This window comes from Streptomyces sp. NPDC001796 (assembly GCF_042892355.1).
GTDB lineage: Bacteria > Actinomycetota > Actinomycetes > Streptomycetales > Streptomycetaceae > Streptomyces.
Map to the genome: position 1 here is coordinate 198,001 of NZ_JBIAUC010000006.1, position 25,474 is coordinate 223,474.

General features: G+C 67.6%; 38 protein-coding genes and 1 pseudogene. 6 read left to right on the forward strand and 33 right to left on the reverse strand.

The window, feature by feature from the left end; translation table 11 throughout:
- Positions 1-92: 92 nt before the first annotated feature.
- From ACFYZE_RS14985 to rpsJ, 29 genes are all read right to left on the reverse strand, one after another.
- Complete coding sequence (locus tag ACFYZE_RS14985) at positions 93-1,115, reverse strand: DNA-directed RNA polymerase subunit alpha (RefSeq protein WP_003966937.1); 1,023 nt, start codon at positions 1,113-1,115, stop codon at positions 93-95.
- Between the two features lie 141 nt (positions 1,116-1,256).
- Positions 1,257-1,661 carry a 30S ribosomal protein S11 gene (gene rpsK, locus ACFYZE_RS14990; protein WP_003956432.1) on the reverse strand — a complete coding sequence of 135 codons (405 nt, stop codon included), beginning with the start codon at positions 1,659-1,661 and terminating at the stop codon, positions 1,257-1,259.
- A 65-nt stretch (positions 1,662-1,726) separates the two neighbouring features.
- The gene (gene rpsM, locus ACFYZE_RS14995) at positions 1,727-2,107 is read right to left on the reverse strand and encodes a 30S ribosomal protein S13 (protein ID WP_067240336.1); all 381 of its coding nucleotides are present in this window, start codon (positions 2,105-2,107) and stop codon (positions 1,727-1,729) included.
- A 199-nt stretch (positions 2,108-2,306) separates the two neighbouring features.
- Entirely contained in the window at positions 2,307-2,420 is a 114-nt protein-coding gene (gene rpmJ, locus ACFYZE_RS15000) for a 50S ribosomal protein L36 (RefSeq protein WP_003998809.1), read from the reverse strand.
- 62 nt (positions 2,421-2,482) lie between these two features.
- On the reverse strand, positions 2,483-2,704 hold the full coding sequence (infA, locus tag ACFYZE_RS15005; protein WP_003948620.1) for a translation initiation factor IF-1: 222 nt from the start codon (positions 2,702-2,704) through the stop codon (positions 2,483-2,485).
- Positions 2,705-2,886: 182 nt separating this feature from the next.
- On the reverse strand, positions 2,887-3,723 hold the full coding sequence (gene map / locus ACFYZE_RS15010; protein ID WP_388992883.1) for a type I methionyl aminopeptidase: 837 nt from the start codon (positions 3,721-3,723) through the stop codon (positions 2,887-2,889).
- 201 nt (positions 3,724-3,924) lie between these two features.
- Complete coding sequence (locus ACFYZE_RS15015; RefSeq protein ID WP_388992886.1) at positions 3,925-4,587, reverse strand: adenylate kinase; 663 nt, start codon at positions 4,585-4,587, stop codon at positions 3,925-3,927.
- On the reverse strand, positions 4,587-5,900 hold the full coding sequence (secY, locus tag ACFYZE_RS15020) for a preprotein translocase subunit SecY (RefSeq protein ID WP_200418831.1): 1,314 nt from the start codon (positions 5,898-5,900) through the stop codon (positions 4,587-4,589). Before secY ends, ACFYZE_RS15015 begins: the two co-directional genes overlap by 1 nt.
- A 251-nt stretch (positions 5,901-6,151) precedes the next feature.
- Positions 6,152-6,607, reverse strand: coding sequence for a 50S ribosomal protein L15 (gene rplO, locus ACFYZE_RS15025; protein ID WP_388992889.1), 456 nt, complete (start codon positions 6,605-6,607; stop codon positions 6,152-6,154).
- Between the two features lie 2 nt (positions 6,608-6,609).
- On the reverse strand, positions 6,610-6,792 hold the full coding sequence (gene rpmD, locus ACFYZE_RS15030) for a 50S ribosomal protein L30 (protein ID WP_030174559.1): 183 nt from the start codon (positions 6,790-6,792) through the stop codon (positions 6,610-6,612).
- Positions 6,793-6,794: 2 nt separating this feature from the next.
- Positions 6,795-7,400 (reverse strand): 30S ribosomal protein S5, encoded by a 606-nt coding sequence (rpsE, locus tag ACFYZE_RS15035; protein WP_019753099.1) that lies wholly within the window; start codon positions 7,398-7,400, stop codon positions 6,795-6,797.
- Positions 7,401-7,436: 36 nt separating this feature from the next.
- Positions 7,437-7,820 carry a 50S ribosomal protein L18 gene (gene rplR / locus ACFYZE_RS15040; protein WP_028420764.1) on the reverse strand — a complete coding sequence of 128 codons (384 nt, stop codon included), beginning with the start codon at positions 7,818-7,820 and terminating at the stop codon, positions 7,437-7,439.
- Between the two features lie 3 nt (positions 7,821-7,823).
- Positions 7,824-8,363, reverse strand: a complete 540-nt coding sequence (rplF, locus tag ACFYZE_RS15045) for a 50S ribosomal protein L6 (RefSeq protein ID WP_200418830.1) — start codon at positions 8,361-8,363, stop codon at positions 7,824-7,826.
- Positions 8,364-8,387: 24 nt separating this feature from the next.
- Complete coding sequence (rpsH, locus tag ACFYZE_RS15050; RefSeq protein ID WP_103837545.1) at positions 8,388-8,786, reverse strand: 30S ribosomal protein S8; 399 nt, start codon at positions 8,784-8,786, stop codon at positions 8,388-8,390.
- A gap of 213 nt (positions 8,787-8,999) precedes the next feature.
- Positions 9,000-9,185 (reverse strand): type Z 30S ribosomal protein S14, encoded by a 186-nt coding sequence (locus tag ACFYZE_RS15055; RefSeq protein ID WP_003956452.1) that lies wholly within the window; start codon positions 9,183-9,185, stop codon positions 9,000-9,002.
- A 5-nt stretch (positions 9,186-9,190) separates the two neighbouring features.
- Positions 9,191-9,751 (reverse strand): 50S ribosomal protein L5, encoded by a 561-nt coding sequence (rplE, locus tag ACFYZE_RS15060; protein WP_103837547.1) that lies wholly within the window; start codon positions 9,749-9,751, stop codon positions 9,191-9,193.
- Positions 9,751-10,074, reverse strand: a complete 324-nt coding sequence (gene rplX / locus ACFYZE_RS15065) for a 50S ribosomal protein L24 (RefSeq protein WP_263231445.1) — start codon at positions 10,072-10,074, stop codon at positions 9,751-9,753. The genes rplE and rplX overlap by 1 nt, the downstream gene beginning before the upstream one ends.
- Before the next feature lie 2 nt (positions 10,075-10,076).
- A complete protein-coding gene (rplN, locus tag ACFYZE_RS15070) occupies positions 10,077-10,445 on the reverse strand; it encodes a 50S ribosomal protein L14 (RefSeq protein WP_003998823.1) in 369 nt (122 codons plus the stop codon).
- 184 nt (positions 10,446-10,629) lie between these two features.
- Complete coding sequence (gene rpsQ, locus ACFYZE_RS15075) at positions 10,630-10,914, reverse strand: 30S ribosomal protein S17 (RefSeq protein WP_317435898.1); 285 nt, start codon at positions 10,912-10,914, stop codon at positions 10,630-10,632.
- Positions 10,914-11,138, reverse strand: coding sequence for a 50S ribosomal protein L29 (gene rpmC, locus ACFYZE_RS15080; protein ID WP_018564811.1), 225 nt, complete (start codon positions 11,136-11,138; stop codon positions 10,914-10,916). Before rpmC ends, rpsQ begins: the two co-directional genes overlap by 1 nt.
- A complete protein-coding gene (rplP, locus tag ACFYZE_RS15085; RefSeq protein WP_103837549.1) occupies positions 11,138-11,557 on the reverse strand; it encodes a 50S ribosomal protein L16 in 420 nt (139 codons plus the stop codon). Before rplP ends, rpmC begins: the two co-directional genes overlap by 1 nt.
- A gap of 5 nt (positions 11,558-11,562) precedes the next feature.
- Positions 11,563-12,381, reverse strand: coding sequence for a 30S ribosomal protein S3 (rpsC, locus tag ACFYZE_RS15090; protein WP_055706471.1), 819 nt, complete (start codon positions 12,379-12,381; stop codon positions 11,563-11,565).
- Positions 12,381-12,728, reverse strand: a complete 348-nt coding sequence (gene rplV, locus ACFYZE_RS15095; RefSeq protein ID WP_006130776.1) for a 50S ribosomal protein L22 — start codon at positions 12,726-12,728, stop codon at positions 12,381-12,383. Before rplV ends, rpsC begins: the two co-directional genes overlap by 1 nt.
- 41 nt (positions 12,729-12,769) lie before the next feature.
- Positions 12,770-13,051 (reverse strand): 30S ribosomal protein S19, encoded by a 282-nt coding sequence (rpsS, locus tag ACFYZE_RS15100; protein ID WP_039656232.1) that lies wholly within the window; start codon positions 13,049-13,051, stop codon positions 12,770-12,772.
- A gap of 12 nt (positions 13,052-13,063) precedes the next feature.
- Entirely contained in the window at positions 13,064-13,900 is an 837-nt protein-coding gene (rplB, locus tag ACFYZE_RS15105) for a 50S ribosomal protein L2 (protein WP_200418827.1), read from the reverse strand.
- Between the two features lie 40 nt (positions 13,901-13,940).
- Positions 13,941-14,360 carry a 50S ribosomal protein L23 gene (gene rplW / locus ACFYZE_RS15110; protein WP_200418826.1) on the reverse strand — a complete coding sequence of 140 codons (420 nt, stop codon included), beginning with the start codon at positions 14,358-14,360 and terminating at the stop codon, positions 13,941-13,943.
- A complete protein-coding gene (rplD, locus tag ACFYZE_RS15115) occupies positions 14,360-15,013 on the reverse strand; it encodes a 50S ribosomal protein L4 (protein ID WP_200418825.1) in 654 nt (217 codons plus the stop codon). The genes rplW and rplD overlap by 1 nt, the downstream gene beginning before the upstream one ends.
- Before the next feature lie 8 nt (positions 15,014-15,021).
- Positions 15,022-15,666, reverse strand: coding sequence for a 50S ribosomal protein L3 (gene rplC, locus ACFYZE_RS15120; RefSeq protein ID WP_200418824.1), 645 nt, complete (start codon positions 15,664-15,666; stop codon positions 15,022-15,024).
- An 18-nt stretch (positions 15,667-15,684) separates the two neighbouring features.
- Positions 15,685-15,993: a 30S ribosomal protein S10 gene (gene rpsJ, locus ACFYZE_RS15125; protein WP_003948644.1), complete on the reverse strand. Its 309-nt coding sequence runs from the start codon at positions 15,991-15,993 to the stop codon at positions 15,685-15,687.
- 802 nt (positions 15,994-16,795) lie between these two features.
- On the opposite strand from rpsJ, the gene ACFYZE_RS15130 reads away from it, so the two are divergent.
- Positions 16,796-18,592, forward strand: a complete 1,797-nt coding sequence (locus tag ACFYZE_RS15130) for an Ig-like domain repeat protein (RefSeq protein ID WP_388992897.1) — start codon at positions 16,796-16,798, stop codon at positions 18,590-18,592.
- 45 nt (positions 18,593-18,637) lie between these two features.
- On the opposite strand, the gene ACFYZE_RS15135 is transcribed toward ACFYZE_RS15130, so the two are convergent.
- Entirely contained in the window at positions 18,638-18,847 is a 210-nt protein-coding gene (locus tag ACFYZE_RS15135) for a DUF397 domain-containing protein (RefSeq protein WP_388992900.1), read from the reverse strand.
- Positions 18,844-19,719, reverse strand: a complete 876-nt coding sequence (locus ACFYZE_RS15140; protein WP_388993469.1) for a helix-turn-helix domain-containing protein — start codon at positions 19,717-19,719, stop codon at positions 18,844-18,846. Before ACFYZE_RS15140 ends, ACFYZE_RS15135 begins: the two co-directional genes overlap by 4 nt.
- Positions 19,720-19,826: 107 nt before the next feature.
- On the opposite strand from ACFYZE_RS15140, the gene ACFYZE_RS15145 reads away from it, so the two are divergent.
- The 5 genes and pseudogenes from ACFYZE_RS15145 to ACFYZE_RS15165 form a co-directional block, all read left to right on the forward strand.
- The gene (locus tag ACFYZE_RS15145) at positions 19,827-20,324 is read left to right on the forward strand and encodes an ATP-binding protein (RefSeq protein ID WP_388993472.1); all 498 of its coding nucleotides are present in this window, start codon (positions 19,827-19,829) and stop codon (positions 20,322-20,324) included.
- A gap of 197 nt (positions 20,325-20,521) precedes the next feature.
- The gene (locus ACFYZE_RS15150; protein ID WP_388992903.1) at positions 20,522-21,538 is read left to right on the forward strand and encodes a helix-turn-helix domain-containing protein; all 1,017 of its coding nucleotides are present in this window, start codon (positions 20,522-20,524) and stop codon (positions 21,536-21,538) included.
- Positions 21,539-21,626: 88 nt separating this feature from the next.
- The gene (locus ACFYZE_RS15155; protein ID WP_388992906.1) at positions 21,627-21,974 is read left to right on the forward strand and encodes a hypothetical protein; all 348 of its coding nucleotides are present in this window, start codon (positions 21,627-21,629) and stop codon (positions 21,972-21,974) included.
- Positions 21,971-22,225, forward strand: a complete 255-nt coding sequence (locus ACFYZE_RS15160) for a hypothetical protein (RefSeq protein ID WP_388992909.1) — start codon at positions 21,971-21,973, stop codon at positions 22,223-22,225. Before ACFYZE_RS15155 ends, ACFYZE_RS15160 begins: the two co-directional genes overlap by 4 nt.
- 55 nt (positions 22,226-22,280) lie before the next feature.
- Positions 22,281-22,547, forward strand: a pseudogene (locus tag ACFYZE_RS15165) (hypothetical protein); the annotation flags it as partial.
- A 37-nt stretch (positions 22,548-22,584) separates the two neighbouring features.
- On the opposite strand, the gene ACFYZE_RS15170 reads toward ACFYZE_RS15165, so the two are convergent.
- Both ACFYZE_RS15170 and tuf read right to left on the reverse strand, forming a co-directional pair.
- Complete coding sequence (locus tag ACFYZE_RS15170) at positions 22,585-23,979, reverse strand: alpha/beta fold hydrolase (RefSeq protein WP_388992911.1); 1,395 nt, start codon at positions 23,977-23,979, stop codon at positions 22,585-22,587.
- 233 nt (positions 23,980-24,212) lie between these two features.
- A complete protein-coding gene (gene tuf / locus ACFYZE_RS15175) occupies positions 24,213-25,406 on the reverse strand; it encodes an elongation factor Tu (RefSeq protein ID WP_103841183.1) in 1,194 nt (397 codons plus the stop codon).
- Between the last annotated feature and the right edge of the window lie 68 nt (positions 25,407-25,474).

The following is a 25,474-nucleotide window of genomic DNA, read 5'->3' on the forward strand; positions in this document are numbered from 1 at the left end:
TGTCGGAGACCCCGCGCCCCATAGGGGCGCGGGGAACTGCGCGACCAGGCACAACGGTCGCGCAGCCACAATCCGGCGTCCTCGCGGAGCGCCTAGTACTGCTCGGTCTCGACGAACCCGGCGTCCGCGTCGTCGTCCGCACCAAAGGCGTCCGCGGCCGCGGTCGGGTCGAATCCGGGCGGGCTGTCCTTGAGCGCCAGGCCCATGCCGGCCAGCTTCGCCTTGACCTCGTCGATCGACTTCGCACCGAAGTTACGAATGTCGAGGAGGTCCGCCTCGGAGCGGGCGACGAGCTCACCCACGGAGTGGATGCCCTCACGCTTCAGGCAGTTGTACGACCGAACGGTGAGCTCCAGCTCCTCGATCGGCAGCGCCAGGTCGGCAGCGAGCGCGGCATCCGTCGGGGACGGACCCATGTCGATGCCCTCGGCGTCGATGTTCAGCTCGCGGGCGAGACCGAACAGCTCGACCAGCGTCTTACCGGCGGAGGCCATGGCGTCACGCGGACGCATCGCCTGCTTGGTCTCGACGTCGACGATCAGCTTGTCGAAGTCGGTGCGCTGCTCGACACGCGTGGCCTCGACCTTGTACGTGACCTTGAGCACGGGGCTGTAGATCGAGTCGACCGGGATACGGCCGATCTCCTGGCCCACCTGCTTGTTCTGCACGGCGGAGACGTAGCCGCGACCGCGCTCCACGGTCAGCTCCATCTCCAGCTTGCCCTTGCCGTTGAGCGTGGCGAGGACCAGGTCGGGGTTGTGCACCTCGACACCGGCCGGGGGCGCGATGTCGGCGGCGGTCACCAGACCCGGGCCCTGCTTGCGCAGGTACATCACGACCGGCTCGTCGTGCTCCGAGGAGACGACCAGCTGCTTGATGTTGAGGATCAGGTCGGTGACGTCCTCCTTGACGCCGGGCACGGTGGTGAACTCGTGCAGGACGCCGTCGATGCGGATGCTGGTGACAGCAGCGCCGGGGATCGACGACAGGAGCGTACGGCGGAGGGAGTTGCCGAGGGTGTAGCCGAAGCCCGGCTCCAGCGGCTCGATCACGAACCGGGAGCGGAACTCGTCGACGACCTCTTCGGTCAACGAGGGACGCTGAGCGATCAGCATGTGTGGATCAGATCCTTCAGTCGTGGGCGCCCGCTATATGACGCCCGACCACACCGCACCCGGAGGGGTGCGGGTACTGCAAGGGTACGGGCGATACGACTCAAGCGAGCCGTACCGCCCGAATGCCCGAAAACAGCGACGTCAGACGCGACGGCGCTTCGGCGGACGGCAGCCGTTGTGCGGGGTCGGGGTGACGTCCTGGATGGAGCCGACCTCGAGGCCCGTGGCCTGCAGGGAGCGGATCGCGGTCTCACGACCGGAACCCGGGCCCTTGACGAACACGTCGACCTTGCGCATGCCGTGCTCCTGGGCGCGGCGGGCGGCCGACTCGGCAGCCATCTGCGCGGCGAACGGCGTGGACTTCCGCGAGCCCTTGAAGCCGACGTGGCCGGCGGAGGCCCAGGAGATCACGTTGCCGGACGGGTCGGTGATCGAAACGATGGTGTTGTTGAACGTGCTCTTGATGTGCGCGTGGCCGTGAGCGACGTTCTTCTTTTCCTTGCGGCGCACCTTCTTGGCAGCGCCCTGACGTCCCTTGGGGGGCATCCTTTAACTCCTACGGGAGGTGGTCGGTCCTACAGCGAAGACCGTGGACAGGTGTCCGCTGCGGACTACTTCTTGCCCGGCTTCTTCTTGCCGGCGATGGCGCGACGCGGGCCCTTGCGGGTACGGGCGTTGGTGCTGGTGCGCTGACCGCGGACGGGCAGACCACGGCGGTGACGCAGACCCTGGTAGGTGCCGATCTCGACCTTGCGGCGGATGTCGGCCTGGATCTCGCGACGGAGGTCACCCTCGGTCTTGATGTTGTTGTCGACGTACTCGCGGATCGCGACCAGCTGCTCTTCGGTCAGGTCGCGAACACGGGTGTTCGGGTCGACGCCGGTCGCAGCCAGCGTCTCCTTCGAGAGAGTCCGGCCGATGCCGAACACGTAGGTGAGGGCGATCTCCACGCGCTTTTCGCGCGGGATGTCGACACCGGAAACGCGTGCCATTCAATGGCTCCTGGTGATCTTCGGAGGTCTTCCACAGGACCGGTTCCCAGCCGCCGTATCAGGTACGAACTGGGTCCCCGGCCTCCGAACCGGGGGTGTCAAGCCGCCTCGAGCGGCTTGGGCCCTGCGTATGAACAAATTCAGCTCGCGTCGCGCGAATCTCTGCGATAGCGGTGCAGAGGGTGCGGTCGGTCGTGCGTCAGCCCTGGCGCTGCTTGTGGCGCGGGTTCTCGCAGATGACCATGACCCGGCCGTGACGGCGGATCACCCTGCACTTGTCGCAGATCTTCTTGACGCTCGGCTTGACCTTCATGGGATGTGAGGTTCTCCGGGTCAGTTGCCGGCGGCCCCGCTCACGCGGGACGTGGGCAAGATCTACTTGTAGCGGTAGACGATCCGGCCACGCGTCAGGTCGTACGGAGACAGCTCCACCACGACCCGGTCGTCAGGGAGGATGCGGATGTAGTGCATACGCATCTTGCCGCTGATGTGTGCCAGGACCTGGTGGCCGTTCTGGAGCTCGACCTTGAACATGGCGTTCGGAAGAGACTCGACGACAGTGCCCTCGATCTCGATGGCACCTTGCTTCTTGGCCACGCTTCGCCCTTCGAATCGACTACCTTGATCGACTCCTGGTGCGCCTTACGCGTGCATGCGGACATGCGGGTGCACAAGAGCCGACGAGTCAGTCTACGTCAGCGCACCCGGAAAGACGAATCGCGAAAGTCTGCCCCATCGGGGTGATCGCTATGCACCGGGGGGCCGTTCCTCGACCGGCGTCAGGCCAGCGGATCCGGCGCCGCCGTGACCCCGTGCTCGGCGAGCTTCGCCCTGCCCCCGTCGGGAGCCGTCAGCACGAGCGGGCCGTCCTCCGTGAGGGCGACCGAGTGCTCCCAGTGGGAGGACCATGTGCCGTCCGTCGTGATGACCGTCCAGTCGTCCGACAGGACCTCGGTCTTCGGGGTGCCGAGCGACACCATCGGCTCGATCGCCAGGCAGAAACCGGGCACCAGCTTCGGGCCCTTGCCGCGGCGCCGGTCGACGTAGTTCAGCAGGTGCGGGTCCATGTGCATCTCGGTGCCGATGCCGTGGCCGCCGTAGTCCTCGATGATCCCGTACCGGCCGCCGCCCGGCTTCGGCTGCCGGCGGATGTACGTCTCGATGGCCCGGGAGACGTCGACGAGGCGGTTGCCCTGCTTCACCGCGGCGATGCCGGCCCACATGGACTCCTCGGTCACCCGGGACAGCTCGATGAGTTCGGGGGCGTGGCCGGAGCCGACGAACGCGGTGAACGCGGCGTCGCCGTGCCAGCCGTCCACGATCGCGCCGGCGTCGATGGAGATGATGTCGCCGTCCTTGAGGACCACCTCGTCGGAGGGGATGCCGTGGACGACGACCTCGTTCACCGAGGTGCAGATGGTCGCGGGGAAACCGCCGTAGCCCAGGAAGTTCGACTTCGCCCCGTGCTCGGCCAGCACCTTGCGGGCGACCTCGTCCAGGTCCTTCGTCGTGGCGCCCGGCACGGCCGCCTCGCGCGTGGCCGCGTGCACGGCGGCGACGACCAGCCCCGCCTCACGCATCTTGGCGATCTGCTCGCGGGTCTTGATCTGCACCATGGGGGCTGCGGCCTTTCTGGACCGGGGAGAGACGGACACCAACAAAGATACGGGGCCGCACGTCCAGCCCGTCCGGCGCTTCAGGACGGGCCGTCGGGCGGCACCCGCGTCCGGGGGCGCACCCCGGAAGCAGCGGCACCCCACACGACGGCCGCGGCCCCCGTCAGGGAACCGCGGCCGTGAAGCGCCCGGCGGGAGCGACTACCTGTTGCCCGCCTTCTGCTGGAGCGCCTCCATGGCGCGTGCCGTGACCTCTTCCACCTTGCCGAGGGCCGAGATCGTGACCACCAGGCCCTGGGCCTTGTAGTAGTCGATGATCGGCTCGGTCTGCGTGTGGTAGACCTCGAGTCGCTTGCGGACCGTCTCCTCGGAGTCGTCGTCCCGCTGGTACAGCTCCCCGCCGCAGACGTCGCACACGCCTTCCTGCTTCGGCGCCTTGTACGACACGTGGAACACGTGCGACGAGTCGTTGCGGCACACGCGGCGGCCCGCGATGCGCTTGACGACCTCGTCCTCGGGGACCTCCAGGTCGAGCACCGCGTCCAGCTTCATGCCTTCGCTCTCGAGCATGTCGTCGAGCGCCTCGGCCTGCGAGACGTTGCGCGGGAAGCCGTCCAGGAGGAAGCCGCCCTGGGCGTCCTGCTGCTCCATGCGGTCCTTGGCCATCGCGATGGTGACCTCGTCGGGCACCAGGTTGCCCGCGTCCATGTAGGACTTCGCGAGTTTCCCGAGCTCCGTCTGCCGGCTGATGTTGGCGCGGAACAGGTCGCCCGTGGAGATGTGCGGGATCGACAGGTTCTTGGCGAGGAACGCGGCCTGCGTTCCCTTGCCGGCACCAGGCGGCCCGACGAGCACGATTCGCATCAGCGGAGGAACCCTTCGTAATTGCGCTGCTGGAGCTGGCTCTCGATCTGCTTCACCGTCTCGAGGCCGACACCCACGATGATCAGGATGCTGGTGCCACCGAACGGGAAGTTCTGGCTCGCCCCGAAGCCCACCAACGCCATTGTCGGTACGAGAGCGATCAGACCCAGGTACAGCGAACCCGGCCAGGTGATCCGGTTGAGCACGTACGACAGGTACTCAGCCGTGGGCCGACCGGCCCGGATGCCCGGGATGAAGCCACCATACTTCTTCATGTTGTCCGCGACTTCCTCGGGGTTGAACGAGATCGCCACGTAGAAGAACGCGAAGAACACGATCAGCAGGAAGTAAAGGGTGATGTAGATCGGGTGGTCACCCTTGGTGAGGTTCTGCTGGATCCAGGACTTCCACCCGGAGTTGCCCCCGGCGAACTGCGCGATCAGCGCCGGGATGTAGAGCAGCGACGACGCGAAGATGACGGGAATCACACCCGCCTGGTTGACCTTGAGCGGGATGTACGTGGACGTGCCGCCGTACGAACGGCGGCCGATCATCCGCTTGGCGTACTGCACGGGGATGCGCCGCTGGGCCTGCTCGACGAAGACCACCAGGCCGACCATGACCAGGCCGACCAGGATGACCGTGCCGAACTCGATCCAGCCGCCGGCCAGGGTGCCCTGCTTCTTGATCGCCCACAGCGCGGACGGGAAGGTCGCGGCGATCGAGATGAACATGAGGATGGACATGCCGTTGCCGATGCCGCGGTCGGTGATCAGCTCGCCGAGCCACATGACGACGGCGGTACCGGCGGTCATGCAGATGACCATCGTGATGGTGGTGAAGATCGACTGGTCGGGCACGATCGAGGACGCCACCGGGCAGCCCGAGAACAGGGCGCCGCTGCGGGCGGTGGCCACCAGACCGGTGCCCTGGAGGATCGCCAGGGCCACCGTCAGGTAACGGGTGTACTGCGTGATCTTCGTCGTACCCGCCTGGCCCTCCTTCTTCAGGGCCTCGAGGCGCGGGATGACCACGGTCAGCAGCTGGAGAATGATGCTCGCCGTGATGTACGGCATGATGCCCAGCGCGAAAACCGTGATCTGCAGCAGCGCGCCGCCGCTGAACATGTTGACCAGTCCGAACAGGCCCTGCTGTCCCTTGGCCACGTCGATACAGGTCTGAACGCTCTTGTAGTCGACGCCGGGGATCGGAATGTGCGTACCGACCCGGTAGAGCACGATGATCCCGAGCGTGAAGAGCAGCTTCTTGCGCAGGTCGGGCGTCCTGAACGCCCGGGCGAACGCGGTGAGCACGGTGCCTCCTGCGACCCCCGCGCAACTGCGTCAAGGGTGACGGTCTGAGTTTCCGACTGAACAAGGACAACAACGACATACGTAACGGTCGACTGCCGCCCCGGGTGCCCGAACCGCGACACCCGGTGAAACTGGGCAGTGCAGGCCACCATACCGGCGAGACTGCCCCCCTTGGAACGACCGACCGGGGATACCCCTGTGTGAGGTATCCCCGGTCGGGATCGTTCAGGTCATCGAGACGCCCGAAAGTTTCAGACGAGCTCGGTGACGGTACCGCCGGCGGCGGTGATCTTCTCCTTGGCGGAGCCGGAGACGGCGTCGACCGTCACCTGCAGCGCCACGGAGATCTCGCCCTGGCCGAGCACCTTGACGAGCGCGTTCTTGCGAACGGCACCCTTGGCCACCAGACCCTCGACGGTGACCTCGCCGCCCTCGGGGTAGAGCGCGGCCAGCTTGTCGAGGTTCACGACCTGGTACTCGGTCTTGAACGGGTTCTTGAAGCCCTTCAGCTTCGGGAGGCGCATGTGCAGCGGCATCTGGCCACCCTCGAAGCGCTCCGGAACCTGGTAGCGGGCCTTCGTGCCCTTGGTACCACGACCGGCCGTCTTACCCTTCGACGCCTCACCACGACCGACACGGGTCTTGGCGGTCTTGGCGCCCGGGGCGGGACGGAGGTTGTGGACCTTGAGCGGGTTCTGCTCCGCCATGATCAGTCGACCTCCTCGACCGTCACGAGGTGGCGGACGGTGTGCACCATGCCGCGGAACTCGGGGCGGTCCTCCTTGACGACCACGTCACCCAGGCGCTTGAGGCCCAGGGAACGCAGGGTGTCGCGGTGGTTCTGCTTGCTGCCGATGTAGGACTTGACCTGCGTGATCTTGAGCTGCGCCATGATTACGCACCCGCCCCGGCACGCGCACGCAGCAGGGCCGCGGGGGCGACGTCCTCGAGCGGCAGACCGCGGCGGGCCGCGATCTCCTCGGGACGCTGCAGGCCCTTCAGGGCCTCCACGGTCGCGTGCACGATGTTGATCGCGTTGTCGGAGCCGAGCGACTTCGACAGCACGTCGTGGATACCGGCGCACTCGAGCACGGCACGCACCGGACCACCGGCGATAACACCGGTACCGGGCGAGGCGGGCTTGAGCAGCACGACGCCGGCAGCCTTCTCACCCTGGATCGGGTGCGGGATGGTGCCCTGGATCCGGGGGACCTTGAAGAAGTGCTTCTTGGCCTCCTCAACGCCCTTGGCGATGGCGGCCGGCACCTCCTTGGCCTTGCCGTATCCGACACCCACGGTGCCGTCACCGTCGCCCACCACGACCAGCGCGGTGAAGCTGAAGCGACGACCACCCTTCACAACCTTGGCGACGCGGTTGATCGCGACGACGCGCTCAACGTACGCGGTCTTCTCGGCGGCAGCAGCGCCGCCGTCACGGCCCTTCCGGTCCCGCCGCTCGCCGCCACCGGCACCGCTTCCGCGGCGCTGGGGTCCAGCCATTGGATTACCTCTCTCTTTCCGCTAGCTACAAGCGGCTCAGAACTTGAGCCCGGCTTCGCGGGCGGCGTCCGCCAGGGCGGCGATGCGCCCGGCGTACTGGTTGCCACCACGGTCGAACACGACGGCCTCGACACCGGCGGCCTTGGCACGCTCGGCGACCAGGGCGCCGACCTGCTTGGCCTGCGCGGACTTGTCGCCCTCGCCACCGCGGATCGAGCTGTCCAGCGTGGACGCCGACGCCAGGGTGTGACCCTTCAGGTCGTCGATCACCTGCGCCACGATGTGGCGGTTGGAGCGGGTCACGACCAGACGGGGACGCTCCGCCGTACCGGAGATCCGCTTGCGGATCCGGATGTGACGGCGCTTGATCGCGGCGCGCTTGTAGGCGTCGCCCTTGAGGATCTTCTGCCCGTATGCCATGGCTTACTTACCCGCCTTTCCGACCTTGCGGCGGATGACTTCGCCCTCGTACTTGACGCCCTTGGCCTTGTACGGGTCGGGCTTGCGCAGCTTGCGGATGTTGGCCGCAACCTCGCCGACCTTCTGCTTGTCGATGCCCTCGACCGAGAAGCGGGTCGGGGTCTCCACCTTGAAGGTGATGCCCTCAGGCGCCTCGACGGTGATCGGGTGGCTGTAGCCGAGCGCGAACTCGAGGTTCGAGCCCTTGGCCGTCACGCGGTAACCGACACCGCTGATCTCGAGCTTCTTCACGTAACCCTGGGTCACGCCGGTGATCATGTTCGCCACCAGCGTGCGGGACAGGCCGTGCAGGGCCTTGTTCTGACGCTCGTCGTTGGGGCGGGTCACCTGCAGGGTGCCGTCCTCGCCCTTGGCGATGTCGATCGGCGCGGCAACGGTGTGGGTCAGTTCGCCCTTGGGGCCCTTGACCGAGACCGTACGGCCGTCGATGGTGACGTCCACGCCGGCGGGAACCGCGATGGGGAGCTTGCCGATGCGCGACATAGCTGTTTCCTCCGTTCCCTTCTGCTACCAGACGTAGGCGAGGACTTCCCCACCCACGCCCTTCTTGCCGGCCTGCTTGTCGGTGAGGAGCCCGTGAGACGTGGAGATGATCGCCACGCCGAGGCCGCCGAGCACCTTCGGCAGGTTGGTGGACTTCGCGTACACCCGGAGACCGGGCTTGGAGATCCGCTTGATGCCCGCGATGGAGCGCTCACGGTTGGGGCCGAACTTCAGCTCGAGGACGAGGTTCTTGCCGACCTCGGCGTCCTCGACGCGCCAGCCCGTGATGAAGCCCTCCTGCTGGAGGATCTCCGCGATGTGCGACTTGATCTTGGAGTGCGGCATCGTCACGGTGTCGTGGTACGCCGCGTTCGCGTTCCGCAGACGCGTGAGCATGTCTGCGATCGGATCAGTCATGGTCATGAATTGGCCTTCGGCCTCTCTCGCCGGGGTTTCCTGGTGCGCCATCCCTCTCCCCGATCCGAGACGGGACGGGTGCGGCGCGGTGGACCTACGGCGTAGTAAGTCGTAAGGGCGGCGACAGACGCCCAACCCCACAAGCCTAAGGCATGTGAGCTGGGCGTCCTGCCGCCCCAGTTGCTTACCGAGAGCCCTGGGACATCCCCAATTGGGGGATTACCAGGAGCTCTTGGTCACGCCCGGCAGCTCGCCACGGTGAGCCATCTCACGAAGGCACACGCGGCAGAGGCCGAACTTGCGGTACACGGAGTGCGGACGGCCGCAGCGCTGGCAGCGGGTGTACGCGCGCACACCGAACTTGGGCTTGCGAGCAGCCTTCGCGATGAGAGCCTTCTTCGCCATCTCGCTCACGCCTCCTTGAACGGGAAGCCGAGGTGACGGAGAAGGGCACGGCCCTCTTCGTCGTTGGTCGCCGTGGTGACCACGGTGATGTCCATACCCCGGACGCGGTCGATCTTGTCCTGGTCGATCTCGTGGAACATGACCTGCTCCGTGAGACCGAAGGTGTAGTTGCCACGGCCGTCGAACTGCTTGGGGGACAGGCCGCGGAAGTCGCGGATGCGCGGCAGCGCGAGCGACAGGGTGCGGTCCAGGAACTCCCACATGCGGTCACCACGGAGCGTGACGTGGGCACCGATCGGCTGACCCTCACGCAGCTTGAACTGCGCGATGGACTTGCGGGCCTTGGTGACGGCCGGCTTCTGACCGGTGATCGTGGTGAGGTCGCGGATGGCGCCCTCGATCAGCTTGGAGTCGCGGGCGGCGTCGCCCACACCCATGTTGACCACGATCTTGACGAGGCCCGGAACCTGCATGACGTTCTCGTACTTGAACTGCTCACGCAGCTTCTGGACGATCTCGTCGCGGTACTTCTGCTTCAGACGCGGAGTCACGGTGGTGGTCGTCATCAGATGTCCTCACCCGTCCGCTTGGCAACGCGGATCTTGTTGCCGTTCTCGTCGAAGCGGTAGCCGACGCGGGTCACGACCTTGTTGCCGTCCTTCTCCACGACCAGCTGAACGTTGGACACGTGGATGGGGGCCTCGGTCGTGATGATGCCGCCGGCCTGCGAGCCGCGAGCGGTCGGACCAGCCTTGGTGTGCTTCTTGACCCGGTTGACACCCTCGACCAGGACGCGCTCCTCGCGCGGGTAAGCGGCAATGACCTTGCCCTGCTTGCCCTTGTCCTTGCCGGTGATGACCTGGACCAGGTCGCCCTTCTTGATCTTCATGCTTACAGCACCTCCGGCGCGAGCGAGATGATCTTCATGAACTTCTTCTCGCGCAGCTCACGGCCGACCGGGCCGAAGATGCGGGTGCCGCGAGGGTCGCCGTCGTTCTTCAGAATGACGGCGGCGTTCTCGTCGAAGCGGATGTACGAGCCGTCCGGACGGCGGCGCTCCTTGACGGTGCGAACGATGACCGCCTTGACGACGTCACCCTTCTTCACGTTGCCACCGGGGATCGCGTCCTTGACGGTGGCGACGATGACGTCACCGATGCCCGCGTAGCGGCGACCGGAACCACCGAGCACACGGATGCAAAGGATCTCCTTCGCACCAGTGTTGTCGGCGACACGCAGTCGCGACTCCTGCTGGATCACGTCTATCTCCTGATCGTCTGCCGGTTCCCTCCGGAGTCGAACCGGAGAGCCTGGCGGAACTGTCCTGCGAGGTCTGCCCCGCAGGAATTACTTGCGCCTCTACAGGCGGAAACCGACGCCGGGGGCCGGGCACCGGGCGGTGCGGCCCCCAGCGGGGGTCAGCGGGGGCTGGAGCCCCCGCTTGTTACTTCGCCTTCTCGAGGATCTCGACGACGCGCCAGCGCTTGGTCGCGGACAGCGGCCGGGTCTCCATCAGGAGGACGCGGTCGCCGACACCCGCGGCGTTCTGCTCGTCGTGCGCCTTGAGCTTGTTCGTACGGCGGATGACCTTGCCGTACAGGGCGTGCTTCACGCGGTCCTCGACGGCGACGACGACGGTCTTGTCCATCTTGTCGCTGACGACGTAACCCTCACGGGTCTTGCGGAAGCCGCGCGCCTCAGTGTTCTCAGTCACGTTGTTCTCGCTCATCAGGCGTTCTCCACCGTTTCGATGCCCAGCTCACGCTCGCGCATCAGGGTGTAGATCCGCGCGATGTCCTTGCGGACCGCCTTCAGACGGCCGTGGTTCTCGAGCTGGCCAGTCGCCGCCTGGAAGCGGAGGTTGAACAGCTCTTCCTTGGCCTCGCGGAGCTTGCCCAGAAGCTCCTCGTTGCCCAGCTCGCGCAGCTCGGACGCCTTGGTACCGGCCGACATCACGCTTCACCTGCCTCGCGCTTGACGATCCGGCACTTCATCGGCAGCTTGTGGGCCGCACGAGTGAGGGCCTCACGCGCAATCTTCTCGTTGGGGTACGACAGCTCGAACATCACGCGTCCGGGCTTGACGTTGGCGATCCACCACTCCGGAGAACCCTTACCGGAACCCATGCGGGTCTCGGCGGGCTTCTTGGTGAGCGGACGGTCCGGGTAGATGTTGATCCAGACCTTGCCACCACGCTTGATGTGACGCGTCATGGCGATACGAGCGGCCTCGATCTGACGGTTCGTCACGTACGCCGGGGTGAGCGCCTGGATGCCGTACTCGCCGAACGCGACCGTCGTGCCACCCTTGGCCGCACCGTCGCGCTTGGGGTGGTGCTGCTTGCGGTGCTTGACCCTACGGGGGATCAGCATGTCGGTCAGGCCTCCGTTCCGGTGCTCTCAGCCGGAGCGGCAGGGGCCTCGGCCTTGGGGGCCTCGGCGCCGGCAGCCTGCTGCGGCTTGCGACCGCGCCGCTCGCCACCGCGGCCACCACGGGCCGGGCGGTCGGCACCACCGCGGGCCGGGCGGTTGCCCGCACGGGCGGCGGCGTTCTCGGCGCGGACCTCGGCGATGTTCTTGACGTCGCCCTTGTAGATCCAGACCTTCACACCGATGCGGCCGAAGGTCGTCTTGGCCTCGAAGAAGCCGTAGTCCACGTTCGCGCGGAGCGTGTGCAGGGGCACACGGCCCTCGCGGTAGAACTCCGAGCGGGACATCTCGGCGCCGCCGAGGCGGCCACCGCACTGGATCTTGATGCCCTTGGCGCCCGCCTTCATCGCCGACTGCATGCTCTTGCGCATGGCGCGGCGGAAGGAGACACGGGAGGACAGCTGCTCGGCAACGGCCTGGGCCACGAGCTGAGCGTCGGTCTCGGGGTTCTTGACCTCGAGGATGTTCAGCTGGACCTGCTTGCCCGTGAGCTTCTCGAGGTCGCCGCGGATGCGGTCGGCCTCGGCGCCACGGCGGCCGATGACGATGCCCGGACGCGCGGTGTGGATGTCCACGCGGACGCGGTCACGGGTGCGCTCGATCTCCACCTTGGAGATGCCGGCGCGCTCCATGCCGGACGTCATCATCCGACGGATGGCGACGTCTTCCTTGACGTAGTCCTTGTAGAGCTTGTCGGCGTACCAACGCGACTTGAAGTCGGTCGTGACACCGAGCCGGAACCCATGCGGGTTTACCTTCTGGCCCATTACCGGGTTCCTTCCTTGCTGCTGACGACCACGGTGATGTGGCTGGTCCGCTTGCGGATCCGGTAGGCACGGCCCTGGGCACGCGGACGGAACCGCTTCAGGGTCGGGCCCTCGTCGACGTAGGCCTCGGAGATGAAGAGGCTGTCGACATCGGTGTGGTCGTAGTTGTGCGCGGCGTTGGCGATGGCGCTGTCCAGCACCTTGCCGACCGGCACGGAGGCTGCCTGCGGAGCGAATCGCAGGACGGCCTGGGCCTCCGTGGCGTCCATGCCACGGATGAGGTCCACCACGCGGCGGGCCTTCATGGGCGTGACGCGGATGTACCGCGCCTGGGCCCTGGCTTCCATGGTTGTCCCTTCAGTTACTTACGTGTCTGAATGCGATCCGCTTAGCGGCGCTTCGACTTCCGGTCTTCCTTGACGTGGCCCCGGAAGGTGCGGGTCGGCGAGAACTCGCCGAGCTTGTGGCCGACCATCGACTCGGTGACGAACACCGGGATGTGGGTCTTGCCGTTGTGCACCGCGATCGTGTGGCCCAGCATGGCCGGGACGATCATCGAGCGACGGGACCAGGTCTTGATGACGTTCTTGGTGCCGGCTTCGTTCTGCGAGTCCACCTTCTTCATCAGGTGGTCGTCGACGAAGGGCCCCTTCTTCAAGCTACGAGGCATCTCAACCCGTCCTTAGCGCTTCTTGTTCGTCTTGCGGCGGCGGACGATGTACTTGTTGCTCGCCTTCTTGGGAGAACGCGTACGACCTTCCTTCTGGCCCCACGGGGACACGGGGTGACGGCCACCGGAGGTACGGCCCTCACCACCACCGTGCGGGTGGTCGACCGGGTTCATGACGACACCACGGACGGTCGGGCGAACGCCCAGCCACCGCTTGCGGCCCGCCTTGCCCCAGTTGATGTTGCTCTGCTCGGCGTTGCCGACCTCGCCGACGGTGGCGCGGCAGCGGACGTCGACCAGGCGGATCTCACCGGACGGCATGCGCAGGTGGGCGTAGGCGCCCTCCTTCGCGAGCAGCTGCACGGAGGCACCGGCGGAGCGGGCGAACTTGGCGCCGCCACCGGGACGGAGCTCGATCGCGTGGATCGTGGTACCGACCGGGATGTTGCGGAGGGCCAGGTTGTTGCCCGGCTTGATGTCGGCCCCGGGACCGTTCTCCACGGTGTCGCCCTGCTGCAGGTTGCGCGGGGCGAGGATGTAGCGCTTCTCGCCGTCGGCGTAGTGCAGCAGCGCGATGCGCGCGGTGCGGTTGGGGTCGTACTCGATGTGCGCGACCTTCGCCGGCACGCCGTCCTTGTCGTGACGACGGAAGTCGATCACGCGGTAGGCGCGCTTGTGGCCACCGCCCTGGTGGCGGACGGTCACACGACCGGAATTGTTACGGCCGCCCTTGCTGTGCAGGGGACGGACCAGCGACTTCTCCGGCGTGGACCGCGTGACCTCGACGAAGTCGGCGACGCTGGCGCCACGACGGCCCGGCGTAGTCGGCTTGTACTTGCGGATACCCATTTCTCAGTCCTCGTCCGATATCGGACGATCCGGACCGCCCTTAGGCGGTCGGACCGCCGAAGATGTCGATACGGTCGCCCTCGGCGAGGGTCACGATCGCGCGCTTGGTGGCCGCACGCTGACCGAAGCCGGTGCGGGTCCGCTTGCGCTTGCCCTGGCGGTTGATCGTGTTGACCCCGGTGACCTTGACCGAGAAGACCGCCTGGACGGCCTGCTTGATCTGGGTCTTGTTGGCGCTCGGGTCCACGACGAACGTGTACTTGTTCTCGTCGAGGAGCGCGTAGCTCTTCTCGGAGACGACCGGCTTGATCAGGACGTCACGGGGGTCCGTGTACGACTTGCTCAGCGGGGTCTCGACGGTGTTCTTGCCCTCGGCGGCGTGACGGCGCGCCTTGGCGACGCGCGCGGCCTTGGCGGCCTTGGCGGCCTTCGAGGCAATGGCGGGGTGACGGATAGCCATCAGACCTCGCTCCCTTCGGTGTCAGTGGCCTTCGGGCCGGACACGAAGGACTCGAAAGCGGCCTGGGTGAAGACCACGTCGTCGGAGACGATCACGTCGTACGTGTTCAGCTGGCCCGGCTCCAGGATGTGGACCTGGGGCAGGTTGCGAGCGGACAGCACGGCCTTCTCGTTCTCGCGGTCGACGACCAGCAGCACGTTCTTGCGCTCGCTGATCTTGGCGAGGAGAGCCTTGGCGGCCTTGGTGGAGATGTCCGACTCGACCACGTCGGTCACGACGTGGATGCGGTTGTTGCGGGCCCGGTCGGTGAGGGCGTGGCGCAGGGCCGCGGCCTTCATCTTCTTCGGGGTCCGCTGCGAGTAGTCGCGCGGCACGGGACCGTGCACGACGCCACCACCGGCGAACTGCGGCGCGCGGGTCGAACCCTGGCGGGCGCGACCGGTGCCCTTCTGGCGGTACGGCTTCTTGCCGCCACCACGGACCTCGCCACGCGTCTTCGTCTTGTGCGTGCCCTGGCGGGCAGCGGCCAGCTGCGCGACGACGACCTGGTGGATCAGCGGAATGCTGACCTTCTCAACGCCGAAGATCTCCGCGGGGAGCTCGACGGAACCGGCCTTCTCGCCCGCCGGCGAAAGGATGTCAACAGTGCTCATCGGTTACCTCAGGCCCCCTTGGCCGCGGTGCGGACCAGGACGAGGCCGCCGTTCGGACCGGGAACCGCGCCCTTGATGAGCAGCAGACCCTTCTCCGCGTCAACGGCGTGGACGGTCAGGTTCTGGGTGGTGACCCGCTCGTTGCCCATGCGACCCGCCATGCGGAGGCCCTTGAACACACGGCCCGGGGTGGCACAGCCACCGATGGAGCCGGGGGAGCGGTGCTTGCGCTGGGTGCCGTGACCGGCGCCGAGGCCCTTGAAGTTGTGACGCTTCATGACACCGGCGAAGCCCTTGCCCTTGCTCTTGCCGGTGACGTCGACCTTCGTACCGGCCTCGAACACCTCAGCGGTGATCTCCTGGCCGAGCGTGTACTCGGAGGCGTCCGCGGTGCGGATCTCGACGAGGTGACGACGGGGGGTGACGTCGGCCTTGGCGAAGTGACCCTTGAGGGGCTTGTTCACCTTGCGCGGGTCGATCTCGCCGAAGGCGATCTGGACGGACTCGTAGCCGTCGACGTCGTTCGTACGGACCTGGGTGACGACGTTCGGCCCGGCCTTGACGACGGTGACCGGGACAACGCGGTTGTTGTCGTCCCACACCTGCGTCATACCGAGCTTCTCGCCCAGGATGCCCTTGATCTGCTTAGCCATCTCTTCAGATCACCGGCCTCAGAGCTTGATCTCGATGTCGACGCCGGCCGGGAGGTCGAGTCGCATCAGAGAGTCAACGGTCTTGGGGGTCGGGTCGAGGATGTCGATCAGGCGCTTGTGCGTGCGCATCTCGAAGTGCTCGCGCGAGTCCTTGTACTTGTGCGGCGACTTGATGACGCAGTACACGTTCTTCTCAGTGGGCAGCGGCACCGGGCCCGCGACCGACGCACCAGTGCGGGTCACCGTCTCGACGATCTTCTTCGCCGAGGAGTCGATGACCTCGTGGTCGTAGGCCTTGAGCCGGATGCGGATCTTCTGTCCCGCCATGGCTACTTCGTAGTCCTGTCTCTCTTACGCTCTGGAACCCGGCGTTCTCTACCTCGGTCTCCGACCCACGCGGTCGGGCGTGTCGCGCTCCCGCTGACACAGATGTCCCTTGTTCGAACATCCCTGCGGGATTGCGCACGGCCCTGCGAACCGCACCGACCGGGACCGAAAGGCCCACCGGGCGCCTGGTCGGCGCCGCGCCCACGCTTCCCGGAAGATTCCCGTACGTCCGCCCCAGCGCTGCCGTGAGGCAGTTAGGACGACGAGTACTGTGGGACTCGCTTCCGGTCCTCCCGGCGGGAGGCGCGCAGCATCAACACTCGACCGAGCAACTCCGACAGTTTGCCATATGGGGCGGGGGCCTGGCCAATCGGGCCGGAGAGAATACCCCCGGGGTGACGTGGGTCAAACCCACGTGCCTTGACCGCCCCCTCGAAGCAGCCTCCCAGGTGCCACCAGCCGCTCTCACCTCGGTAACGGTGTCCCGGCCGCAGTGGAGCCCTACTCATCTCCGCTCTACTCTGTGCCGGCTGCTGAACACGGAGCGCATGGGGATGCGCTGGGGTGGGGGTACAACATGACATCGAGGCTGCGCGGATCCGGCAGATGGCTGCCGCGTACCAGTATGGTCATCGGCACTGCCGTACTGATGCTGGGGCTGCTTCCGGTCACGGCCGAGGCACACCGCGATGGATGCCACCGCTGGCATTCGTGTCCTTCGGACACCGGCTCGTACGTGTGCGGAGATCTGGGGTACGACACGTACTGCGGCGGGTCGGACGGTAGCGATCCTTCCGCCTCCGTGGACATCACGGCCCCCCGTCAGCCCGAGGTCGCCCGGCCGCACGCAGGCAAAGGCGGCAGGGTCAGCCTGACGGTCACCGCCGAGCGGGGGGCGCGGATCGAGGTCACGGAGACCGACGAGTACGGCACCGCCGGTCGCACCGTCGCGAAGGCCACGGCGACCGGAAGCGCCCAGACGGTCACTTTCACTGCCGCCAGCGGCTCACACACGTACACCGTCACGGCCACCGACGCCGCCGGCAACACCAGCGACGAGTCCGACGACATCGCGATCGACATCGACGCGGACGCTCCGGCCATCAGTGGCTTCTCCGTCGCGGATCCGGACGCGGCGACCGCGACTTCTCGGGTCGCGTTCGCTTCCGAGGCGGGTGCGGCGTACGAGCTCACCGTCTCGGGCCGCAAGGAGCGGATCACCGGCACCGTAGGCAGCGACGGGCATCTCTCGGACGCGGGTCTCGTCCTGCCGAACGGCAGCTACACCGCCCGGCTGGCAGTGACCGACGAGGCGGGCAACGTCCGTCGCGCGGAGCGGAGCGTGCGCGTCGACCTCTATGCCCTCACCCCGCGCCTGAGCGCCGACCGGGCACGCGGCTCGGACCAGGTGCGGTTCACGGTCACGGCCCCGCCGCGCAGCAAGGGCCGCCTCACGGTCGGTGACGCAGTGGACCGCGTCTTCACGACGGACGGGGACGGCCTGGCCACGATCAGCACACCGATGGCGGACGGACGGTACCCGGCACCGGTCGTCACGGTCGCCGACCCATACGGACGGACCGGCCGTACGGTGGGCCGGAACCTGGTCGTCGACACCGCTTCCCCGGCGGTGAAGGTCACGTCGGACAGCGATCGCGCAGCTCACGGCGACCTGTCCCTCACCGTGACCACCGAGGAACATGCCGAGGTCACGGTGGCGTACGGCTCCGGCGCTCACGACGGTTTCACCTCGACCGGGCACGCGGCGACCGTCATCAAGGCGCTCACCGCGGGCACCTACCGGGTCAGGGTCACCGCCACCGACGCGTACGGCAACACCACGACCAAGCAACTGAACGTCGCGGTGGACGACCAGCTGACCACGGCCGAGTGGCTGGTGCTGCTGGTGAAGGTGCTCCTCGTCCTCGCACTGCTCGTTGCGGCCTGGTACGTCCACCGCCGCACTCGACCCGCCCGTGAGGCCCGGAGGGCGAGGCGCGCGGCAGAGCAGTACGAGCGCGAGCTGCGGGCATGGGAGCAAGAGCGCGAGAGGCTGGTCGAACTCGCCGAGTTCGCGGCGGAGTTGGGGGACGGCGAAGGAACCGGCAGTGGATGGCCGGCGGACTGGGGCAAGCGGAAGCGCGGCGAGTCGGCGTGGTGGGTGATCGACGCCGAGATGGTGGAGCGTTCCGCAGGCGGTCAGGACGTCGCCGTACGCGACTCCGGAACGCTGGTGGTCACCGCCCAGCGGGTGCTGTTCGTCGGCAGGAGCAGGCGTGAGTGGCTCTTCGGCAAGCTTCTGCGGGTCGAGCACTCGGGCCAGGACATCACGTGGATGCAGGTGGCCAACCGCGCCAACGTCTCCGGCGTCCGCTACCGACGAGAGCCCGAGAAGACGCGCATCGCCGTCGAGTCGGCCATCGCCGAGGCCCCGTCCGGCCAGGCCCCCGAACTCGGCGCGGGCCGCGGAGCCCTCCTGGCCCGGCTGCGACAGGCCATCACGGCCCACGACCGGAAACGGCCGTCTCAGCCCGAGCCGCCCACACCGACGCCGCGGACCGGGGCGGCGCCATCGGTCACGACGAACGCCGTGCCCTGACCTCGGTAACCGACACCGTCCTCACGGTTGCTCCAGGCGCACGGCTCAGCCTCTCGAGGCGTACATCACGAAGCCGGTCCAGGCGGACGGCGTGAGCGCGAGCTGGGGGCCGCCGAGGTTCTTGGAGTCGCGGACGTGGATGGTGAGCGGGGCTATGGCGATCTCGACGCAGGAGTCGCCCTCGGTCCCGTCGCTGTAGCTGCTCTTGAACCACGCCAGCTTGGAGGTGTCTCCGGCGGAGGCTTCGGGGATCATGCTTCTCCTAGTACTTGCTCGATGAACGCGAGCGACTCGTCTGGCGTGAGAGCCTGGGCCCGGATGATGCCATAGCGCAGTTCCAGGATCCGGAGCTGTTTCGGGTCGGAGATCGGGCGGCCGTTGAACGCGCCGTCCGAGCGTCCCACGGCCGTTCCGTCAGCGAACTTCAACACCTCGATCTTGCCGTCCACTCCGGGGTGGGCGTCCGTGTCCGTCGGCATCACCTGGAAGGTCACGTTGCGCAACTGCGCCACCTCCAGCAGGTGTTCGAGTTGGCGACGCCGCACCATTGTGCCTCCGACGCGGCGTCGCAGCAGGGCCTCTTCCAGCACGAAGCTGAGCGACGGACCAGGAGAGCGCTCGAAGATCGTCTTCCGTGCCATGCGAGCAGCCACCATGCGCTCCACCTCGTCTTCCGAGTAGGGAGGCTGGCGCGCCTCGAACAGTGCTCTGGCATGCTCCTCGGTCTGCAACAGGCCGTGAACGCTCAGCCCGACGTACGCCCCGATCTCGACGGCCTGCGCCTCCAGCTTCGCCAGCTCCCGCACCTTCTTCGGGTATCGGACCTTGGCCACGTCCTCCTTCATCGCCGAGAGCAAGCCACCCGCCCCGAGCACCTCGTCCGCCCTGTCCAGATACTCGGGCCGAGGAATTCGCTTCCCGCCCTCGATCTTGTAGACCAGGTCCTCGCCGTACCCGACGGCCTTCCCGAAGTCGGCAGCTCGCATCCCCACCGCCTCGCGCCGCAGCTTCAGCTGCCTCCCCACGGTGGCGATCACCGCCAGGCCCCACTCGTCGTCCGGATCCACCTCCCACCCAGGCTCGTCGGCCTCCCCCTTGAGCCGACCGGCTTCACCGTCCACGAGCATCCCGCGCCCCTCCCTCTCCCGACAGCCCGGACACCACCGGACAACCTCCGGACAGTCACCGTACGCAACGGCGTCGTCACTGTTCACAGTAGGCAGGTACGGCCACTCTGAGTGATGTGAATCAGGAAACCGCCGAATCCACCGCCCAACTCGACTGCGCCATCCGCAACTTCACCGTGCTGCTTTCCTCGACCCCGCGCGGGGCCCGTCTCGCCCGGCTCCTGGCAACGGAGCAACTGCGGACCTGGGGAATGCCGTTGGAGGCACCGGGCCATGTCGTCGCCGAGCTGGCGGCCAACGCGGTCACCCACGGCCGCGTCCGGGGACGGGACTTCCGCCTCACCCTCTACGTGGTCGGCGACACGCTCCGCATCGAGGTCACCGACACCCGCTGTGAACGGCTCCCCCAGCTCCGAGAGCCGGCCGCCGGCTCCGAGTCCGGCCGGGGCCTGGTCCTCGTGGACGCACTCGCGGACCGCTGGGGCGTACGGGAGGACCGCTTCCCGCGCAAGACCGTATGGGCGGAACTGCGCTGCTCAGAGCCGGAACCCGCCCCTACGGGCCGCGGTGGCGCAGGCGATTCCCACTCAAAGAACCCGGGGTAGAAACGACCCCGCCAAGCCCCACCCCTCCGCCCGAGGCTCACGCTCACTCGGGCGGGTGAACATCCCCGGCTCGGCTGGAATTCGCGGCCCCCAACTCCCCTACTCTCAGCGCAAACAGCCGCACACATGCATCGGCCCCCGGCCGGGAGTAGCGATCCCGATCGAGGGCCTGGCCACCGAGGAAGTAGGGCTTCCCGATGGGTACCCCCGACCCTAGCGTGCCCCCGCACGCCCAGTCAGCCGTTGCCGCGAACGAACCCCACTCCCGGGCGAATGCACGCACGCGTGCCCGCCGCAGCGCCTACGGCGTCATCCACGAGAACACCCGCCACACCACCCGCTTCACGGTGATCGGCAACCACCTCGCCCAGCACCCGGAACTGTCGCTGGTCGCCATCGCGCTGGCCGTGCACATCCAGTCCCTGCCGAGCAACGCCCCCGTGGACATCAAGACGCTCGCCGAACGCTTCCCGGAGGGACGCGACCGCATCGCCGCCGGACTGCGCGAGCTGGAGACCCACGGCTACCTGCGCCGCGTACGCGAACGCACCCCCACCGGCCGGATCGTCACCCGCACCATCAGCTGCAACCAACCGAAGGCCCCGCAACACCGGAAGCCCGCCCAGGCACCCGTTGCGGTCGCCTCCACAGGGATGGTGGACCCGCCGAACTGCAACACTCCCGGGAAATCTGTCGCACCTGCGGAGTCGGCCCCCGCGGAGCACACCTCCCACAGCAAGCCCCGCGAACCACGCAAGAAGCACCCCCTCCCGCCCGTCCCCCAGCCGGCGTACCCCTCCCCCACCCTCCTCCGGACGGCCACCGACCTCCTCGCCACCTTGCATCAGCAGGACCCCCGCCTGCTGCTCAGCGCCTGCGACACCACTCACCTGGCCCCGGGAGTCGCCGCCTGGCTGCAACGCGACGTACCCCCCACCGCCGTACGCCACGCGCTGACCACCGACCTCCCACCCGAGGGCCTGCGCCGCCCGGCCGCCTTCCTGGCCCACCGCCTCGCCGTCCAGCTGCCGCCCCCACCCCCGTTCCGCGCACCAACCGAGCCGCTACCCGCCCGGCATCCCCTCCAGAACTGCGAGGGCTGCGACCGCGCCTTCCACGCACCCGAGCCCGGAGCACGCTGCCGCGACTGCCGCACAGCAACAGCCGACTCGACTGGCACTCCAACCGATACCGACCCCTCGTCCATCCCCTGACCAGGAGAAATGAGCGTCAATGTTCGCGCCCCAGTACCGCAGGCGTCCCGGCCGACTAACCTGGCCAATGCACTCCCGGGAGGACTCCATGAGCACGCAGGCCGATCACGGACACGAGCTGGTCCCGCGCCCCGAGCAGACCCCGGACGCCCTGCGGGCCGCCCTCTCCGTCGTCGATCCCGGGCGTCTGCCGGAGATGCAGCGCACGAAGGACGAAGCGTTCGCCAAGGCCGTTGAGTGGCAGTCCCTTAGCCCGGTGCGGAGCTGGGTTCTGGCCTGGGCCAGGGACATCGAGATCGCTCGCCGCCCCGACCTCGCCGCCCGGCACTCCCGCGCCAAGGGCAACCTGGAGCATGAGGACGCTGCCGTCGCCCGTGAGGCCCTGCGGGAGCTGAGCGCGGTCCTGGACGAGGCGATGAAGGCAGTACGCGGTTGAGCTGGAGCTGGGAGTATGCCTTCGGCGCTGAGGAATCCGCCCGCACTGCCCCGCCCGCGTTCCTCGCCGAGGTGGAACGCGAGGCCGCCGAGGTGCTGAGAGCGGCGGAGGCACTGTACGTACACGGCCGAAGCCATGAGGAAGACGATCCGAAGGGTGGGGACGTCGCCGTTCCCGGCGGCATGTTCACGTACCAGATCGTCGTGCGGAGCGAACGGGTCTACGTCGTGCAGCTCACTTACCTCGGCTGATGAGCAGCGGCCCACCCGAGCTCCCCGCTCTGACACTCCGGCCCCTCGTCGCAGCAACCGCCCGGCCAAGCACCTCTGGAGGAACCTGGTGGCCGTGGACCTCTCCTTCTACAAGTCCTACATCTCCGAAGAGATCCGCGACGAGGGCCGCGTCCAGGGCCGCGCCGAAGACATCCTGGTCGTCCTGGAACAACGCGGCCTCGACGTCTCCGACGACGTTCGCAGGCGCATCACGGACTGCACCGACCCGGACGTCCTCCGCCGCTGGCTCATCCGCGCCGTCACCGCTGCGAAGGCCGAAGAGATCTTCGAAGAAGAGTGACCGAACCCGTTCCGCGTCCCGAGCAGACCCCGGACGCCTAGCCTCCCGCCAACCTCTCCCCCAGCCAGTCGAACACCACTTCGCAGTGCTGCCGCGGAGCCATCGGTGAGCAGTGAAGTTGGGCGCCCGTCGCCGCCGCGAGCTTCACGTAGTCCTTGGGTGCCCTCAGCCTGTCGTACATCTGGGCCGCCTGGCCCGGGTAGAACTGCTCGTCCTGGTAGTCGAGGACCAGGGTGGGGGCCTTGATGCGGCCCACCACGTCCGTGATCGTCAGGGATCGGATGAGGCTCGCCGGGGTGTGGAAGTCCGTGAACATCCTTCCCTTGCGGGCCGCCAGCATCGCCGGGGCCGAGAACGGCTCGAAGCGTTTCTTCAACGTCGCCGCGTCAGCCGGGGACAGCTCCGGTACGACCTGCTTGTTCCAGACCGCGTCGGTCTCCGCCTTGTTCGGGGTGAGGATCTTCCGCAGCTCCGGGGGGAAGCCGAGCCAAGGCTCCAGGCAGCCGGGCATCGCCACCAGGGCCGCGATCCGCTGCTCGAAGGCCGCCGCGCGGGGAGCCAGACAGCCACCCATGCTCAGCCCGGTGAGGGCGATTCTGCGGGTGTCCACGTCGGAGCGGGCGACCAGCCAGTCGACGAGCGGCCTGACCACGTTCTCCCAGCGCGGGGTGAACACCACCTGGTCGATGAAGATCAGCCGGCCCTGGCCCGGTCCTTCGTACACGAGGGCGTTCCACCCCCGGTCCAGCGCGGTGGACACGCCGTAGGTCCACATGTCGACGTTCTGTCCGTCGCTGCCGTTGGTGAGGATCACGGTGGGGCGGGGCCGTCCCGATGCGTCCGGGCGGAACAGCCACACGGGCAGCGGGGTCCTTCCGTACGGGACGTTCGCCGTCACCGGTGCCGGGTCGCACAGTCCGCAGAAGGTGTCCCAGGCGCCGCGCCCGGCCCGGTACAGCGCCTCCTCGCTGCCGGGGTCATTGGAACCGAGGACGAAGAACAGCGCCTGGGCGTAGTACTGCGAGGCCCGCAGGGCACGGAAGCACCGGGTCTCCCGGTCGGGTCTGCCGCCCTCGGGCGCCTTCATCAGCTGGTCGCCGAGGTTCCTGAAGGTCTGGACGTACGTCTGTGCGGAGAGGCCGGCCTTGTTGATCGCGTTCACGGCGGTGAGCACCTCGCCCACCTCGCTGCTGCGCTGACCGGCCGCGCCGAGCGCCAGGAGTCCGCTGAAGTTGAAATCCGGGTTGTCGAAGAGCGTCATCGCACCAGGGGCCGGGACCTCGGCCGTCGCGGAGGCCGACGCCCCCGCCACCGGCGCGCGCCCGGACGAGGTGTCCTTGGCCGTGCATCCGGCGGCCAGCAGGACCCCCGTCGCTCCGGCGAGCCCGGCCAGGGTGCTGCGCCTGCTGGGTCCGGTCCCCGGGGCAGCCATTGGGTTCTCCATGCCGCAGGAAGGTAGGACCGCGCCCGTCCCGCCTCTCCGTACGACACCTGCCGTTCCCCCGAACAGCCTCGGGGATCAGCTCCGCCAGGGCACCGTCGAGGCGAGGGCGACCGGGCGGGGTCGTGCTGCGCACGCAACGCGAAGAGGCCCGCACGACCGAAGTCGTGCGGGCCTCTTCAGGTCAGCTGACCCAGGGGGTCAGACCATCGAGCAAGCGGAACTTACTTGACGATCTTGGTGACCTGGCCGGCGCCCACGGTCCGACCACCCTCACGGATGGCGAACTTGAGGCCCTCCTCCATGGCGACGGGCTGGATGAGCTCCACCTTCATCTCGGTGTTGTCACCCGGCATGACCATCTCGGTGCCCTCGGGGAGGGTCACGACGCCGGTCACGTCCGTCGTACGGAAGTAGAACTGCGGGCGGTAGTTGTTGAAGAACGGCGTGTGGCGGCCACCCTCGTCCTTGGACAGGATGTAGGCCTGCGCCTCGAACTCGGTGTGCGGGGTGACCGAGCCCGGCTTGATGATGACCTGGCCGCGCTCGACGTCCTCGCGCTTGATGCCGCGGAGCAGCAGACCGACGTTCTCACCGGCCTGGCCCTCGTCGAGCAGCTTGCGGAACATCTCGATGCCGGTGACCGTGGTGGAGGTCTTCTCCGGCTTGATGCCGATGATGTCGACGGTCTCGTTGACCTTCAGGACACCGCGCTCGATACGGCCGGTGACGACCGTACCACGACCGGTGATCGTGAAGACGTCCTCGATCGGCATCAGGAACGGCTTGTCGACGTCACGCTCGGGCTCCGGGATGGAGGTGTCGACGGCGTTCATGAGGTCCAGGACCGACTGGGTCCACTTCGGGTCGCCCTCGAGCGCCTTCAGAGCGGAGACCTGGACGACCGGAACGTCGTCGCCCGGGAACTCGTACTCGGTGAGGAGCTCACGGACCTCGAGCTCGACGAGCTCCAGGATCTCCTCGTCGTCCACCATGTCGGCCTTGTTCAGGGCGACAACGATGTACGGCACGCCGACCTGGCGGGCCAGGAGCACGTGCTCCTTGGTCTGCGGCATCGGGCCGTCGGTGGCGGCGACCACCAGGATGGCGCCGTCCATCTGCGCCGCACCGGTGATCATGTTCTTGATGTAGTCCGCGTGACCCGGGCAGTCGACGTGGGCGTAGTGACGCGACTCGGTCTGGTACTCGACGTGCGCGATGGAGATGGTGATACCGCGCTGGCGCTCCTCAGGAGCCTTGTCGATGTTGTCGAACGGGGTGGCCTCGTTCAGGTCCGGGTACGCGTCGTGCAGCACCTTGGTAATGGCGGCCGTGAGGGTCGTCTTACCGTGGTCGATGTGACCGATGGTGCCGATGTTGACGTGCGGCTTAGTCCGCTCGAACTTCGCCTTCGCCACTGGGGTCCTCCTGTGGAGTGGTTCTGTACGCCTTACTCATCGGCGCCAGGTGATCTTTGCTGGGGTGC

What these genes read in the sequence shown, in the direction of transcription:
- ACFYZE_RS14985 (WP_003966937.1), bottom strand. Translation starts at nt 1,115, where the DNA reads ATGCTGATCGCTCAGCGTCCCTCGTTGACCGAAGAGGTCGTCGACGAG.
- rpsK (WP_003956432.1), bottom strand. Translation starts at nt 1,661, where the DNA reads ATGCCCCCCAAGGGACGTCAGGGCGCTGCCAAGAAGGTGCGCCGCAAG.
- rpsM (WP_067240336.1), bottom strand. Translation starts at nt 2,107, where the DNA reads ATGGCACGCGTTTCCGGTGTCGACATCCCGCGCGAAAAGCGCGTGGAG.
- rpmJ (WP_003998809.1), bottom strand. Translation starts at nt 2,420, where the DNA reads ATGAAGGTCAAGCCGAGCGTCAAGAAGATCTGCGACAAGTGCAGGGTG.
- map (WP_388992883.1), bottom strand. Translation starts at nt 3,723, where the DNA reads ATGGTGCAGATCAAGACCCGCGAGCAGATCGCCAAGATGCGTGAGGCG.
- ACFYZE_RS15015 (WP_388992886.1), bottom strand. Translation starts at nt 4,587, where the DNA reads ATGCGAATCGTGCTCGTCGGGCCGCCTGGTGCCGGCAAGGGAACGCAG.
- rplO (WP_388992889.1), bottom strand. Translation starts at nt 6,607, where the DNA reads ATGGCGGAGCAGAACCCGCTCAAGGTCCACAACCTCCGTCCCGCCCCG.
- rpmD (WP_030174559.1), bottom strand. Translation starts at nt 6,792, where the DNA reads ATGGCGCAGCTCAAGATCACGCAGGTCAAGTCCTACATCGGCAGCAAG.
- rpsE (WP_019753099.1), bottom strand. Translation starts at nt 7,400, where the DNA reads ATGGCTGGACCCCAGCGCCGCGGAAGCGGTGCCGGTGGCGGCGAGCGG.
- rplR (WP_028420764.1), bottom strand. Translation starts at nt 7,820, where the DNA reads ATGGCATACGGGCAGAAGATCCTCAAGGGCGACGCCTACAAGCGCGCC.
- rplF (WP_200418830.1), bottom strand. Translation starts at nt 8,363, where the DNA reads ATGTCGCGCATCGGCAAGCTCCCCATCGCGGTTCCCGCCGGCGTGGAC.
- rpsH (WP_103837545.1), bottom strand. Translation starts at nt 8,786, where the DNA reads ATGACCATGACTGATCCGATCGCAGACATGCTCACGCGTCTGCGGAAC.
- ACFYZE_RS15055 (WP_003956452.1), bottom strand. Translation starts at nt 9,185, where the DNA reads ATGGCGAAGAAGGCTCTCATCGCGAAGGCTGCTCGCAAGCCCAAGTTC.
- rplE (WP_103837547.1), bottom strand. Translation starts at nt 9,751, where the DNA reads ATGACGACCACCACCGTGACTCCGCGTCTGAAGCAGAAGTACCGCGAC.
- rplX (WP_263231445.1), bottom strand. Translation starts at nt 10,074, where the DNA reads ATGAAGATCAAGAAGGGCGACCTGGTCCAGGTCATCACCGGCAAGGAC.
- rpsQ (WP_317435898.1), bottom strand. Translation starts at nt 10,914, where the DNA reads ATGAGCGAGAACAACGTGACTGAGAACACTGAGGCGCGCGGCTTCCGC.
- rpmC (WP_018564811.1), bottom strand. Translation starts at nt 11,138, where the DNA reads ATGTCGGCCGGTACCAAGGCGTCCGAGCTGCGCGAGCTGGGCAACGAG.
- rplP (WP_103837549.1), bottom strand. Translation starts at nt 11,557, where the DNA reads ATGCTGATCCCCCGTAGGGTCAAGCACCGCAAGCAGCACCACCCCAAG.
- rpsC (WP_055706471.1), bottom strand. Translation starts at nt 12,381, where the DNA reads ATGGGCCAGAAGGTAAACCCGCATGGGTTCCGGCTCGGTGTCACGACC.
- rplV (WP_006130776.1), bottom strand. Translation starts at nt 12,728, where the DNA reads ATGGAAGCCAGGGCCCAGGCGCGGTACATCCGCGTCACGCCCATGAAG.
- rpsS (WP_039656232.1), bottom strand. Translation starts at nt 13,051, where the DNA reads ATGCCTCGTAGCTTGAAGAAGGGGCCCTTCGTCGACGACCACCTGATG.
- rplB (WP_200418827.1), bottom strand. Translation starts at nt 13,900, where the DNA reads ATGGGTATCCGCAAGTACAAGCCGACTACGCCGGGCCGTCGTGGCGCC.
- rplW (WP_200418826.1), bottom strand. Translation starts at nt 14,360, where the DNA reads ATGGCTATCCGTCACCCCGCCATTGCCTCGAAGGCCGCCAAGGCCGCC.
- rplD (WP_200418825.1), bottom strand. Translation starts at nt 15,013, where the DNA reads ATGAGCACTGTTGACATCCTTTCGCCGGCGGGCGAGAAGGCCGGTTCC.
- rplC (WP_200418824.1), bottom strand. Translation starts at nt 15,666, where the DNA reads ATGGCTAAGCAGATCAAGGGCATCCTGGGCGAGAAGCTCGGTATGACG.
- rpsJ (WP_003948644.1), bottom strand. Translation starts at nt 15,993, where the DNA reads ATGGCGGGACAGAAGATCCGCATCCGGCTCAAGGCCTACGACCACGAG.
- ACFYZE_RS15135 (WP_388992900.1), bottom strand. Translation starts at nt 18,847, where the DNA reads ATGATCCCCGAAGCCTCCGCCGGAGACACCTCCAAGCTGGCGTGGTTC.
- ACFYZE_RS15140 (WP_388993469.1), bottom strand. Translation starts at nt 19,719, where the DNA reads ATGCTCGTGGACGGTGAAGCCGGTCGGCTCAAGGGGGAGGCCGACGAG.
- ACFYZE_RS15150 (WP_388992903.1), top strand. Translation starts at nt 20,522, where the DNA reads ATGGGTACCCCCGACCCTAGCGTGCCCCCGCACGCCCAGTCAGCCGTT.
- ACFYZE_RS15155 (WP_388992906.1), top strand. Translation starts at nt 21,627, where the DNA reads ATGAGCACGCAGGCCGATCACGGACACGAGCTGGTCCCGCGCCCCGAG.
- ACFYZE_RS15170 (WP_388992911.1), bottom strand. Translation starts at nt 23,979, where the DNA reads ATGGCTGCCCCGGGGACCGGACCCAGCAGGCGCAGCACCCTGGCCGGG.